This window comes from Paractinoplanes polyasparticus, assembly GCF_019710575.1.
Lineage (GTDB): Bacteria > Actinomycetota > Actinomycetes > Mycobacteriales > Micromonosporaceae > Actinoplanes > Actinoplanes polyasparticus.
In genome coordinates this window covers 54,108-67,118 of the sequence record NZ_JAHWFK010000007.1, presented here as the reverse complement: position 1 = coordinate 67,118, position 13,011 = coordinate 54,108, and the positions used below count along the sequence as shown (strand labels likewise).

Genomic DNA, 13,011 nt, shown 5'->3' with positions numbered 1-13,011 from the left:
TTTCACTGGGCCGGTGAGCGATTCGCCGCGCGACCCTGACCAGGACGACGACGCCACCGCCCGCCTGCCCAGACCCAATCGCGCTGATCCCACTGCCCGACCGCCCGACACCTCCCCGGACCATCCGACCGAGGCGCCATCGAGCACCGCGGATCCCGCCGGTGCGGACTCGTTCGCGGCCGGACGCGCGACGTCGACCACACCCGGCAGCCCTTCCGCAGCCGGGAGCGGGCCGGCGGACGGCACCGAACCGGCACGTGGCAGACGGGCGGCAAGCGGAGGGGTGACGGTCAGTGCGCGGCCCGCGTGGTGGCGGCGACTGGCGGGCTCCGGCGTGCACGACGCCCGGCAGCGACGCCGGCGGCAATGGTTCGTGGCGGGCATCTCGATCGGTGCGGCCCTGATTGTGATCGCCCTCTGCGCCGGCGCGCTCGCCGTCGTCGATGCCGTCTCCGACGTGCGCGACACCGCCTCCGAGGCGCGCGAGACCCGCGTGCTGCGCGACCAGAACTGCCTCGAACTCGAGCGCCGGCTCAATCGGCTCAATCCGCCCGGCGCCGCCTCGAGCCCGGCCGGCCGCGCGGTGGCGATCCGCGATGAGAACTCGGCCGTCCGCATCTACGTCGGCGAGATCAGCGACGCCCGCGCCCAGGACGGCTGGCGCCAGTTGCTCGACTCCCGCGCCGTCTACGCCGATGCCCTCGACCGCCAGGCGAAGGCCCGCACACCCGCCTTCTACGTTCCCCCGAAGAACGCGGACAACGAGCCCGTCGCCGACGATCTGATCGAAGGGTCGCCCGCACCGTGCGCCGGCCCGGTCCGCCGCCTGGCCGCCCCCGACCTCTGAGCGGGCGCCCTGCCCGGCTGCTACCCGAGCGTCCGTTTCGGATCAGCCTCGGCAAGATCCACTAGCGTGTGCGAACGTATCGATGCGATGAGGGTCGACATTTGTGATCCATCCCCCATCCCTGGACGCGAAACTGTCCGACCCTCGGCGTAACGTGTGCCCCACATCACGCAAGCATGGCGGCTGCCGGGCTCCCCCTCGCTCGCCGGCCGGGTCACTGGGACAGGCACGTCAGGAGATCGAATGACGACGACGGCAACGAAGCCGGGCGTGGGACCCTCCGGTCCACACAACCCACGCGCGGCGATCACGGCCAAGACGCTGCGCACCGACCGGTGGTGGCTCGCCCCGCTCATCACCTTCGTCGGGCTGGGGGCGTGGGTCACCTACGCGACCGTCCGCGTCTTCATGCACGACTATTACTTCGTCGAGGCTTACCACTACCTCACGCCGTTCTACTCGCCCTGCCTGACCGACCGGTGCGTCGAGGGTTCAGCGCTGTTCGGCACGCCCCTGCCGAGCTGGTGGATTCTGCCCGAGGCCGCCTTCACGCTGCCGTTCCTGCTGCTCTTCCGGCTCACTTGCTACTACTACCGCAAGGCCTACTACCGGGCCTTCTGGCTCTCCCCGCCGGCCTGCGCGGTCCCCGACGGTCACGCCAAATACACCGGCGAGACCCGGTTCCCGCTGATCTTCCAGAACGCCCACCGCTACGCGTTCTACGCCGCGATGGTCATCTCGCTGATCAACACGTACGACGCGATCATCGCGTTCCGCAGCGGCGATTCGTTCGGCTTCGGGCTGGGCAACATCATCCTGGTCGGCAACGTGGTGATGCTCTGGCTCTACACGCTGTCGTGCCACTCGTGCCGTCACATCGCCGGCGGCCGCCTCAAGCACTTCTCGAAGCACCCGGTGCGCTACCGCATCTGGACCTTCGTGTCGAAGCTGAACGTCCGCCACATGCAGCTGGCCTGGATCACGCTCGGCACGCTGGCGCTGACCGACTTCTACATCATGGCGCTGGAGCTCGGCTGGTTCTCCGATCTTCGGTTCGTCGGCTGAGGGGCACGCACACCATGACTACTGCACGAATCGAACGACACCACTACGACGTCGTCGTGATCGGGGCCGGCGGCGCCGGTCTGCGTGCGGCCATCGAGGCCCGGCTGGCCGGCAAGCGTACGGCGATCATCTCGAAGTCGCTGTTCGGCAAGGCCCACACGGTGATGGCCGAGGGCGGCGCCGCCGCCGCGATGGGCAACGTCAACTCGCGCGACAACTGGATGGTCCACTTCCGCGACACCATGCGCGGTGGCAAGTTCCTCAACAACTTCCGCATGGCCGAACTGCACGCCAAGGAAGCTCCGGAACGCATCTGGGAGCTCGAGACGTACGGGGCGCTCTTCGACCGTACGAAGGACGGCAAGATCTCCCAGCGGAACTTCGGCGGCCACGAATATCCCCGGCTCGCGCACGTCGGCGACCGCACCGGCCTCGAGCTGATCCGCACCCTGCAGCAAAAGATCGTCTCGCTCCAGCAGGAAGACTTCGCCGAGACCGGCAACTACGACGCCCGCATCCGGGTCTTCTCCGAGACCACGATCACCGAGCTGCTGCTCGACGGGAACCGCGTGGCCGGCGCGTTCGGCTACTACCGCGAATCCGGCGAGTTCATCCTGCTCGAGGCGCCCGCGGTGATCCTGGCGACCGGCGGGGTCGGCCGCAGCTACAAGGTCACCTCGAACTCGTGGGAGTACACCGGCGACGGCCACGCCCTGGCGCTGCGGGCGGGCGCGACGCTGATCAACATGGAGTTCCTCCAGTTCCACCCGACCGGCATGGTGTGGCCGCCCAGCGTCAAGGGCATCCTGGTCACCGAGTCGGTCCGGGGCGACGGCGGCGTGCTGCGCAACAGCGAGGGCAAGCGCTTCATGTTCGACTACGTCCCCGACGTGTTCCGCAAGCAGTACGCGGACACGGAGGAAGAGGCCGACCGCTGGTACAACGACCCCGACAACAACCGCCGCCCACCCGAGCTGCTGCCGCGCGACGAGGTCGCCCGTGCGATCAACTCCGAGGTCAAGGCGGGCCGGGGCACCAAGGCGGGCGGCGTCCTGCTCGACGTCTCCACCCGCATGCCGGCCGAGACGATCACCAAGCGGCTCCCGTCGATGTATCACCAGTTCAAGGAGCTGGCCGACGTCGACATCACCAAGGAGCCGATGGAGGTCGGGCCCACCTGCCACTACGTCATGGGCGGGGTCGAGGTCGAACCCGACAGCACGGCTGCGATGGGCACGGTCGAGGGTTTGTTCGCCGCGGGCGAGGTGTCCGGCGGCATGCACGGCTCCAACCGGCTCGGCGGCAACTCGCTGTCCGACCTGCTGGTCTTCGGCAAGCGGGCCGGCGAGCACGCCGCGGCCTACACCGACTCGCTGACCAAGCGGCCCAAGGTCACCACGTCCGACGTGGAATCCGCGGTGCTCACGGCCCTCGCGCCCCTGGAGAGGCCGGGCGGCGAGAATCCGTACACCCTGCAGCAGGATCTTCAGGCCGTGATGGGCGACCTGGTCGGCATCATCCGGCGCGAGGGCGAGCTGACCGACGCGCTCAAGCGGCTCCAGCAGCTCAAGCTGCGCGTCGCCCAGGTCGGCGCGATCGGCGGCCGGCGCTACAACCCGGGCTGGCACCTCGCGCTCGACCTGCGCAACATGCTGATCGTCTCGGAGTGCACGGCCAAGGCGGCGCTCGAGCGTGAGGAGTCCCGCGGCGGTCACACGCGCGAGGACTTCCCGCAGATGAACCCGCAGTGGCGACTGATCAACCTGGTCTGCTCGCTCGACGGTTCCGGCGACGTGCATCTCGAGCGCAAACCCGTGCCCCGCATGCGGGACGAGTTGATCCAGCTGTTCGAGCGCTCCGAGCTGTCGAAATACCTGACCGAGGGCGAGATCACCCAGTTCGACGCGATCGAGGGCCCGACGGGCGACGCCGCCATCCCCGGCGCGAAGAGCAAGACGGAGGCGAAGTAATGGGCACCAAGCGCCACTTCCGCGTCTGGCGGGGCGATTCGGCCGGCGGCGACATCGAGGACTTCGATGTCGAGGTCAACGAGGGTGAGGTCGTGCTCGACATCATCCACCGGCTGCAGGCGACCCAGACGCCCGATCTGGCCTGCCGGTGGAACTGCAAGGCCGGCAAGTGCGGCTCGTGCTCGATGGAGATCAACGGCAAGCCCCGGCTGGGTTGCATGACCCGCATGTCGACGTTCGAAGAGGACGAGACGGTCACCATCACGCCCCTGCGCACGTTCCCGGTCATCCGCGACCTGGTCACCGACGTCTCCTTCAACTACGACAAGGCCCGCGAGACCCCGGCCTTCGCGCCGCCGCCCGGGGTGGCGCCGGGCGACTACCGCATGCAGCAGGTCGACGTCGAGCGCAGCCAAGAATTCCGCAAGTGCATCGAGTGCTTCCTCTGCCAGAACACCTGTCACGTCGTCCGCGACCACGAAGAGAACAAGGCCGCGTTCTCCGGTCCGCGCTACTTCATCCGCGCCGCCGAGCTCGACATGCACCCGCTCGACGACCGGACGGACCGCAAGGAGTACGCCCAGTCCCACCAGGGCATGGGCTTGTGCAACATCACCAAGTGCTGCACCGAGGTCTGCCCCGAGCACATCAAGATCACCGACAACGCGATCATCCCGATGAAGGAGCGTGTCGTCGACCGCCGCTACGACCCGTTGGTCTGGCTCGGTCGCAAGATCTTCCGCCGTGACCAGCTCGACGGCGACGGCGAGAACATGGCGCCGAGCAGCTCGGTCGGGGTGACCGACGTGGCCAAGGGCGCGCCGTTCACCACCAACCGGGGCCCCGAGGGCCCCGAGGTGCGCGAGGACGGCCGGATGGACGTCACCGAGGTCACGCTGCCCACCCAGGGCGGCCCGTCCCCGTTCGGCGATCAGCAGTTCCCGCTGCCGTCCGGCCGGGTGGCCTACCAGCCGCCCGCTCCGCAGTACGGCGTTCACGACGACGGCCAGGACGGCGACCACGGCACCGACGGTCACCACCAGGGCCACTGAGCCAACGACTCCGGCTGCCGGCGCATTGCCGGCGGCCGGGGTCGCACCCGCTGTTCATCAGGCCGGCGGCGGCTTCCCGTCGTTTCTCGTCAGCCAGATCTCCAGTCCGTCGAGCAGGCGTTCCAGGCCGAAGGCGTACGTCTCTTCCAGCACCTGTTCGGGGTCTTTGCGCAGCGGCCCGGTCTCTTTTCGCCACTTCTCGTAGTTCGGGTTGTCGGGCGCGAGCCGTTCCAGATAGGGCTCGACGTCCTCGGCAACCTCTTCCCACGTCTTCCCCGTGCGCTTCAGGGCCGACTTGACCGCCGCCTCGGAGGTCGCCGAGCCGATCGCGTGGGCGTTGAGCGTCGCGGTCGCGTGTGACAGCGGCATGCCGGTGAAGCCGGCCGCCGTGAAGAGCGCCACGAGCCGCTCACCGAGTCGCATCGCGTTGGGGCCGAGAGTGGGGTGCAGGCCGAGCAGACCGATCACCCAGGGATGCCGCAGCAGCGCCGAGCGCATGCCGTTCGCGCTGATCGACGCGCCGACCCGCCAGTGGGTGTCGCCCGGCTCAGGCACGTAGACCTCGCCCAGCACCTCGTCGACCGCGAGCTCGAGCAGCTCATCCTTGTTCGCGACGTGCCAGTAGAGCGACGTCGCCCCCGCACCCAGCCTGGTGCCCAGCCGGCGCATGCTGAGCCCGGCCGGCCCTTCGGCGTCGAGCAATTCCATCGCCGCGCGGACGATCTGCTCGCGACTCAGCGAGGGCTGACCGGTCCGGGCGCGTGGCGGCCGCAGCCAGACGGAGCCGGTGAACCCTTCGGTGCTTCTCACCAGCCCATCCTAAAGCCACTCGCACAGTGTTCGAGCCTACTGGTACGGTGTTCGAGCCAATCGAACGCCGTACGAGAGAGGCCGTCATGACGGAGCGCAACCCTCGGCGCTGGTTGATCCTCGGTGTGCTCTGCCTGAGCCTGCTGGTGGTCGTCGTCGACAACATGGTGCTGAACATCGCGATCCCGTCGCTGATCCGCGACCTCGGCGCCGGCACCGCCCAGATTCAGTGGATCATCGACGCCTACATCCTGGTCTTCGCCGGGCTGCTGCTCACCGCGGGCAGCCTGTCGGACCGCCACGGCCGCCGTCGCGGCCTGGTGATCGGGCTCGTCGTCTTCGGCAGCGCCTCGGTGCTCGCCACGCTCTGTCAGACCCCGGCACAGCTCATCGCCGTCCGCGGCCTGATGGGTGTCGGCGCCGCTTTCCTGATGCCGGGCACCCTGTCGATCCTCACCACCGTCTTCGCCGAGGACGAGCGCAAGAAGGCCATAGCCATCTGGAGCTCGGTGCTCATGCTGGGCGCTCTGGGCGGGCCCAGCCTCGGCGGACTGCTGCTCGAGCACTTCTGGTGGGGTTCGATCTTCCTGCTCAACGTGCCGATCGCGATCCTCGGCATCGTGGCCGCGCTGGCCGTCATTCCCGAGTCCCGGGGCGCGGCCACCCGGCCCGATCTGCTCGGCGCGCTGCTCTCCATGGTCGGCATGACGGCCCTGGTCTGGGGCGTGATCCATTCGGCGCAGGGCGGCCTGGGCTCGGCCCCCACCCTTGGCGGCTTCGCCGTCGCAGTCATCGCGCTCACCGCATTCGCCCTGTGGGAGCGCAAGGTCGCCGAGCCGATGCTGCCGTTGAAGCTCTTCCGCAACCGCAACTTCGCGGGAGCCAGCCTCTCGATCGTCCTTCTCTCGTTCTCGGCGGGCGGCGTGCTGCTCGCCCTCACGCAATACCTGCAGTTCGTGCTCGGATACGAGCCGCTCAAGGCCGGCACGGCGTTCATCCCGATGATCGTCACCGCCATGGTCTTCAACGGCGTGGGCGTGGTCGTCGACAAGAAGTTCGGCACGCGGACCGCCCTGGCCGCCGGCCTGCTGCTCATGGCGGCCGGCTTCGGCATCCTCTCGTCGCTCGCGCCCGGGGACGGCTATCTCAAGCTCGCGTTCGCGCTGGTCGTCATGGGCATGGGCAGCGGCACGGCCGGACCCGCGGCCTACGGAACCCTGATGGCCTCGCTGCCACCGGAGCGGGTCGGCGTCGGCTCGGCCGTGAACGACACCGTGCAACAGGTCGGCACGGCGCTGAGCGTCGCCGTGCTCGGCAGCGTGCTCACCGCGACCTATCGGGCCGCCATGCCCACCGACGTGGCCGACCGGGCCCGCGACTCGATCGGCGACGCGCTGCAGATCGCTGCCGCCACCGGCGATGCGGCCCTGGCCCGGGTCGCGCAGGACTCCTTCGTCTCGGCGATCGCCTCGACCTCCCTCATCGGCGTGGTCGGTGGCATCGTGGCGGCCGTGGTCGCCGTAGCCGTCCTGCGGCCGGCACCGCGGGCAACCACACCCGAAGATGCTGCCCCGGAGCCGGAGTCGCAACTGGCCGGCTGACACCTGTGGACAACTGACAGCCCTGTGGACAACCGGCCGATCTTCGAACGTCCGTACTAACATGGCGGCATGACCAGCACTTACCAGCCATCGATGTTCGACCTGAGCGGCGACGCCAGGGGCGGCTCCGCCCCCGGCGCCGGCGAGCTGGCCGGCCGCATCGAGCGCCACCAGCTCACCGCCGGGGCCTGGGTCGACGTGCTGCCCGGCTGGCTGCACGGGTCCGACGCGGTCTTCGAGGCGCTGCTCGGCATCGACTGGCGGGCCGACCGCCGCCAGATGTACGACAGCGTCGTCGACGTCCCCCGCCTGCTGCGCTGGTTCGGCGCCGACGAGCCCCTGCCACACCCCGCCCTGATCGAGGCGAAGGCCCGGCTCAACTCCCACTACGCCGACGAGCTGGGCGAAGAGTTCGTCACCGCCGGCATGTGCCTCTACCGCGACGGCAAAGACAGCGTCGCCTGGCACGGCGACACGATCGGCCGCTCCGCCCGCCACGACACGATGGTCGCCATCGTCTCCGTGGGCTCCCCGCGCCATCTCTCCCTGCGGCCGCGCGCCGGCGGCCACGAGACGCTGCGCTTCCCGCTCGGCCACGGCGACCTGATCGTCATGGGCGGCTCCTGCCAGCGCACGTGGGAACACGCCGTCCTCAAGACGGCCAAACCCGTGGGCCCGCGCATCAGCATCCAGTTCCGCCCGGCCGGCGTGGCCTGACCGCAAGGCGGCACGCCCGGTTCCGCGCCCTTCGCAAAGCGGACTTCAGATGCCCCCGGACAGCCCGGCGGCATGCGATAAACGTCGATGGAAACAACTTGGAAACAGGCGGTTGACGTGCACGCGGAGAAAGTTACACTGCGAGTGTAAATAGTTTGACGGCAACGATCCACACAGGACGGGCCGCGTCGTGTCCGGGCGCGCTTGGCGTTCGTCCGGCCACTCCGCCGCATCGAGCCGAGGTGACCATGGCAACGGAACCGCTCAACGACGCCGAGGGTTTGACCCTGGACCACATCACCGTTCGCTTCGGGGGGTTGCTCGCCCTCGACGACGTCTCCCTGCGGGTCACGCCGGGCCGCACCGTCGGGATCATCGGGCCCAACGGCGCGGGCAAGACCACCCTCTTCAACGTCGTCTGCGGATTCGTGGCGCCGCAGTCCGGCGCTCTCACGCTCGACGGCAAGCCGTTCCGGCCGAAGCCGCACCACCTCACCCGCCGGGGCATCGCCCGCACGCTGCAGGGGGTCGGTCAGTTCAACGGCATGACCGTCCTCGAGAACGTGCTGGTCGGCGCCCGTTCGGGCAAACCCGAGGCCGACGCGTGGGAGGCACTGGAACGCTGCGGCGTCGCGGAGCACGCCCGGGCGCTGCCAGGGTCGCTGCCGTACGCCAAGCGCAAACGCGTCGAACTGGCCCGCGCGCTCGCCGCCCGGCCCCGCATCCTGATGCTCGACGAGCCGGCCGGCGGCCTCGACGCCGACGAGATCCGCTGGCTGGCCGACCTGATCCAGGGGGCGGAGACGACCGTCCTGCTCGTCGAGCACCACATGGAACTGGTCATGTCGGTCTGCGACGAGATTCTCGTTCTCGATTTCGGCAGGCCGATCGCGCTGGGCAGTCCGGCCGAGATCCGGACGAACGACAAGGTCGCCGAGGCCTACCTGGGCGCGGCCGCATGAGCGCGCTGCTCGAGGTCGAGGGGCTCACCGCCGGCTACGGCGCCGCACCCGTGCTGCACGACGTCAGCCTGTCCGTCCAACCCGGACAGATCGTCGCCGTCCTGGGCGCCAACGGCGCCGGCAAGTCGACCCTCCTGCGAACGCTGTCGGGCCTGCTGCCCGCCACGAGCGGCCGCGTGACCTTCGACGGCCAAGATCTGCGCGGCATCCGGGTCGAGCGGATGGTGCACCTCGGCATCGCCCACGTACCCGAGGGCCGCGGTGTCGTCACCGAGCTGACGGTCGACGAGAATCTGCGCCTGGGCGGGCTCTGGCGCAAGCCGCAGCCGTCCCTCGAGCCGATCTACGAGCTGTTTCCCCGGCTGGCCGAGCGCCGCGGCCACCTCGGCCACCAGCTTTCCGGCGGCGAGCGCCAGATGCTCGCGATCGGCCGCGCCCTGGCCGCCCAGCCCCGGCTGCTGCTGCTCGACGAGCCATCGCTGGGTCTCGCTCCCAAGATCACTGCCCAGATCATGGGGCTGCTGCGCGATCTGCGCGACCGCACCGGGCTGGCCGTCCTGCTGGTCGAGCAGAACGTCCGCAGCGCGCTCTCGATCGCCGACCAGGGTGTCGTGCTGTCGCTGGGCCGCATCGTCACCCGGCACGACGCCGCGACGCTCGTCGACGACGCCGACCTCCGGCACGCCTACCTGGGGTTCTGACATGGACCGTTTCCTGTTCCTCACCTTCGACGGCCTCAGCCGGGGCGCCGTCTACGCGGCGTTCGCGCTGGCCCTGGTGCTGATCTGGCGGGCCACGCGCATCGTCAACTTCGCCCAGGGCGCGATGGCGGTGGCGACGGCGTACGTGGCGTACTCGGTGGCCGACGCGACCGGCTCGTACTGGCTCGGCTTCGTCGTCGCGCTGGTCGCGGGCCTGCTGCTGGGCGCGGGGGTCGAGCGCGTGGTGATGCGCTTCGTCGACCACTCCTCGCCGCTCAACGGGGTGGTCGTCGCGCTCGGGCTGGTGCTGATCATTCAGGGCGTGCTCGGCATGATCTACGGCAACGAGTTCCGGCCGGCCACGGCCCCGTTCAGCCGCGACGCGTTCGAGATCGGCGGCGTCGCCCTGCTGTCGCGCTACGACCTGTTCGTCTTCGCCGCGGTGGGGGCGGTGGTCGTCCTTCTCACGCTCCTGTTCACCCGTACGCCCACCGGCCTGCGTATGCGGGCGGCCGCCTTCGCCCCGGACGTCTCGCGGCTGCTCGGCGTCCCGGTCGGCGGCATGCTGACGCTGGGCTGGGCGCTCGCCGCCGCCGTGGGCTCGCTCGCCGGCATGCTCGTCATCCCCACCGAACTGGGCCTGCACCCGACCGCGATGGACATCGTCTTCATCTCGGCGTTCACCGCCGCCGTGCTCGGCGGGCTCGACAGCCCGATCGGCTCGGTGCTCGGCGGCCTGCTCGTCGGCCTGCTGCTCTCGTACATCAGCGGTTACCTCGGCGCCACGGTCGCCCCGATGGCCGTCCTGGCCCTGCTCGTCGTCGTTCTCCTGAGCCGTCCCGACGGCCTCTTCTCCCGATCGAAAGCGAGGACGGCATGACCGACTGCACCGGAGTCAGCGCGGCGTCAGTAGGGCCAGAAGGGCATGCCACAGGAGGCTCAGCATGACCGTCGTCCGGGATCGCGTCACCACGCGGATCACCTCGCCGCCGATGCGGCGGCGGTTCAGCCCTCTGCTCGTCGTCGTCATCGGCGCCGCGATCGTGGTGGCGCTCACCTACACCCTGCCGCCGTTCCGCACCTACCAGTTGGCGACCGTCGGAGCCTATCTCTGCGTCACCGCCGGCCTTACCGTGCTGACCGGCCTCAATGGACAGCTGTCGCTCGGCCACGGCGCCCTGATGGCGACCGGCGCATACACGCTGGCGCTCTGGCAGAACAAGTTCAACCTGCTCGCCGTCGGCATCGTGGTGGCGATCCTGGTGACCACCGCCGTCGGCGCCGTCATCGGCCTGGCCGCGGCCCGCCTGCGAGGGCCCTATCTGGCCGGTCTCACCCTGGCCGTCGCGGTGGTCGTTCCCTCGATCACCAGCACGTTCGACGAGACCTTCAACAGCGATCAGGGCCTGTCGGTGATCCTGAACCCGCCGCCGGAGTCGATGACGGTCGAGCAGTGGCAGGCCTGGGTGTGCTGGGGTGGCGCCCTGATCACCGTGCTGGCGTTGGCCCTGCTCACCCGGGGCCGGTTCGGCCGGGACATGCGGGCCGTGCGTGACGACGAGACAGCAGCCCGTCTCGCCGGCATCAGCATCGCCCGTACGCAGGTCGCCGCGTTCGTCGTCTCCGCCGCCTGCGCCGGTCTCGCCGGCGCTCTGTTCGCGGTGATCGCGCAGAGCGTCTCCCCCGGCGCGTTCCCGCTCACCCTGTCTCTATTCCTGCTGATGGCGATCGTCATCGGCGGCCTCGGCCGGCTCTCCGGCGCGCTGATCGGCGCGCTGCTGCTGGTCGCGCTGCCCGCGGTCGCGCACGAGATCGGCGAGGCGGCCGGCTCGCAGCGGCTCGAGGGCAACCTCGCGCTCACCTTCTTCGGCGTCGTTCTCGTCGTCGTCATGCTCGCCGCTCCCGGCGGCCTGGCCTCCCTACGGATTCCTCGCCGGTGGCAGTTCCGCACCAAGAAGCACTGAAAGGCACGCGCACAACCACTTCCTGGATTCCGCGCAGAAAGGCCGATGATGAAACGCACCGCGACCGTCCTCGCCGCCGTGCTGCTGGCCGCGGCCGGCTGCAGCAACTCCGACAGTGGCGGCGGCAGCAGCAGCGCCGACACTCCCGGGGTGACCGACACCGAGATCGTGGTGGGCACGCACATGCCCCTCACGGGCCCCGCCGCCGCCGGTTATTCCAAGATTGCCCCGGCCACCAAGGCCTACTTCGACTATGTGAACGCGAACGGCGGCGTGCACGGCCGCAAGATCACCTACAAGATCATGGACGACGGCTACAACCCGGCGAACACCCAGCAGGTCGTGCGCCAGCTGGTCCTGCAGGACAAGGTCTTCGCCATCCTCAACGGCCTGGGCACGCCCACGCACAGCGGTGTGCTCGACTTCCTCAAGACCAACCGGGTGCCCGACCTCTTCGTGGCCAGCGGCAGCCGCAGCTGGAACCAGCCCGACAAGTATCCCGGCACGTTCGGCTTCAACCCCGACTACACCGTCGAGGGCAAGATCCTGGCCACCCACGTGAAGACGGAGCACGCCGGCAAGAAGGTCTGCTTCCTCGGTCAGGACGACGACTTCGGCCGGGACAGCCTGGCCGGCATCGAGAAGGTGCTCGGCCCGGTCGCCGCCAAGCAGTCGTACGTGACCAGCAACCCGAACGTCGGACCGCAGATCGGCGCGCTCAAGGCGGCCGGCTGCCAGGTCGTCATGCTCGCGACCGTGCCCGGGTTCACCGCGCTGTCGATCGGCACGGCGGCGAAGATCGGGTTCAAGCCGCAGTTCGTGGTGAGCAACGTCGGCTCCGACCCGACCACGCTCGCCAAGACCCTGGGGGCAGCCGCGCCGCTGCTCGAAGGGGTCGTGGCGGCGAACTACCTGCCGCTGGTCAACGACACCGCGAACCCGTGGATCCAGCTGTACACCAAGGTCAACAAGGAGTACAACGCCGGCGCCGAGATGGACAACAACGTCGTGTACGGCATGTCCGTCGCCTACCTGTTCGTCCAGTCGCTGCAGTCCGCCGGCAAGGATCTGACCCGGGACGGCATCATCGAGGCGGTCAAGAAGGGCGGCTTCACCGGGCCCGGCCTGGTGCCGACGCGCTACTCGGCGACCGACCACTCCGGCTACGGCGGCGAGCAGCTCACCGTCATCGAGGGCGGCCAGGCCAAGTGGATCGGCAAGCCGTTCAGGACCGACGACGGCGACGGCGCGGTCGAGGTCTACGAGCAGCCGGCGGTGGCCCCGCCAGCGAACGGCATCCCCGCTGCCTAAGGTGGGCTGCG

General features: G+C 69.5%; 12 protein-coding genes. 11 read left to right on the top strand and 1 reads right to left on the bottom strand.

Features of this window, described 5'->3' with window-relative positions:
* Positions 1-283 precede the first annotated feature (283 nt).
* From KXC43_RS09670 to KXC43_RS09655, 4 genes are all read left to right on the top strand, one after another.
* Positions 284-847, top strand: a complete 564-nt coding sequence (locus KXC43_RS09670) for a hypothetical protein (protein WP_221375653.1) — start codon at positions 284-286, stop codon at positions 845-847.
* Positions 848-1,090: 243 nt separating this feature from the next.
* On the top strand, positions 1,091-1,912 hold the full coding sequence (sdhC, locus tag KXC43_RS09665) for a succinate dehydrogenase subunit SdhC (protein ID WP_221375652.1): 822 nt from the start codon (positions 1,091-1,093) through the stop codon (positions 1,910-1,912).
* Positions 1,913-1,926: 14 nt separating this feature from the next.
* Positions 1,927-3,882, top strand: coding sequence for a fumarate reductase/succinate dehydrogenase flavoprotein subunit (locus KXC43_RS09660; RefSeq protein ID WP_221375651.1), 1,956 nt, complete (start codon positions 1,927-1,929; stop codon positions 3,880-3,882).
* A complete protein-coding gene (locus tag KXC43_RS09655) occupies positions 3,882-4,934 on the top strand; it encodes a succinate dehydrogenase/fumarate reductase iron-sulfur subunit (RefSeq protein WP_221375650.1) in 1,053 nt (350 codons plus the stop codon). Before KXC43_RS09660 ends, KXC43_RS09655 begins: the two co-directional genes overlap by 1 nt.
* A gap of 57 nt (positions 4,935-4,991) precedes the next feature.
* Here the strand turns inward: KXC43_RS09655 and KXC43_RS09650 are convergent, their stop codons facing one another.
* Positions 4,992-5,744 (bottom strand): TetR/AcrR family transcriptional regulator C-terminal domain-containing protein, encoded by a 753-nt coding sequence (locus KXC43_RS09650; protein ID WP_221375649.1) that lies wholly within the window; start codon positions 5,742-5,744, stop codon positions 4,992-4,994.
* An 86-nt stretch (positions 5,745-5,830) separates the two neighbouring features.
* Here KXC43_RS09650 and KXC43_RS09645 point away from each other — a divergent pair, with 86 nt between their 5' ends.
* From KXC43_RS09645 to KXC43_RS09615, 7 genes are all read left to right on the top strand, one after another.
* Positions 5,831-7,345, top strand: coding sequence for an MFS transporter (locus KXC43_RS09645; RefSeq protein WP_221375648.1), 1,515 nt, complete (start codon positions 5,831-5,833; stop codon positions 7,343-7,345).
* Positions 7,346-7,414: 69 nt separating this feature from the next.
* Positions 7,415-8,062, top strand: coding sequence for an alpha-ketoglutarate-dependent dioxygenase AlkB (locus tag KXC43_RS09640; protein WP_221375647.1), 648 nt, complete (start codon positions 7,415-7,417; stop codon positions 8,060-8,062).
* Positions 8,063-8,310: 248 nt separating this feature from the next.
* A complete protein-coding gene (locus tag KXC43_RS09635; RefSeq protein WP_221375646.1) occupies positions 8,311-9,024 on the top strand; it encodes an ABC transporter ATP-binding protein in 714 nt (237 codons plus the stop codon).
* Positions 9,021-9,725 carry an ABC transporter ATP-binding protein gene (locus tag KXC43_RS09630; protein ID WP_221375645.1) on the top strand — a complete coding sequence of 235 codons (705 nt, stop codon included), beginning with the start codon at positions 9,021-9,023 and terminating at the stop codon, positions 9,723-9,725. Before KXC43_RS09635 ends, KXC43_RS09630 begins: the two co-directional genes overlap by 4 nt.
* Before the next feature lies 1 nt (position 9,726).
* Positions 9,727-10,605 carry a branched-chain amino acid ABC transporter permease gene (locus KXC43_RS09625; RefSeq protein WP_221375644.1) on the top strand — a complete coding sequence of 293 codons (879 nt, stop codon included), beginning with the start codon at positions 9,727-9,729 and terminating at the stop codon, positions 10,603-10,605.
* A gap of 64 nt (positions 10,606-10,669) precedes the next feature.
* Positions 10,670-11,689, top strand: a complete 1,020-nt coding sequence (locus KXC43_RS09620; RefSeq protein ID WP_221375643.1) for a branched-chain amino acid ABC transporter permease — start codon at positions 10,670-10,672, stop codon at positions 11,687-11,689.
* Between the two features lie 48 nt (positions 11,690-11,737).
* Positions 11,738-13,000: an ABC transporter substrate-binding protein gene (locus tag KXC43_RS09615; RefSeq protein WP_221375998.1), complete on the top strand. Its 1,263-nt coding sequence runs from the start codon at positions 11,738-11,740 to the stop codon at positions 12,998-13,000.
* Positions 13,001-13,011: the final 11 nt, after the last annotated feature.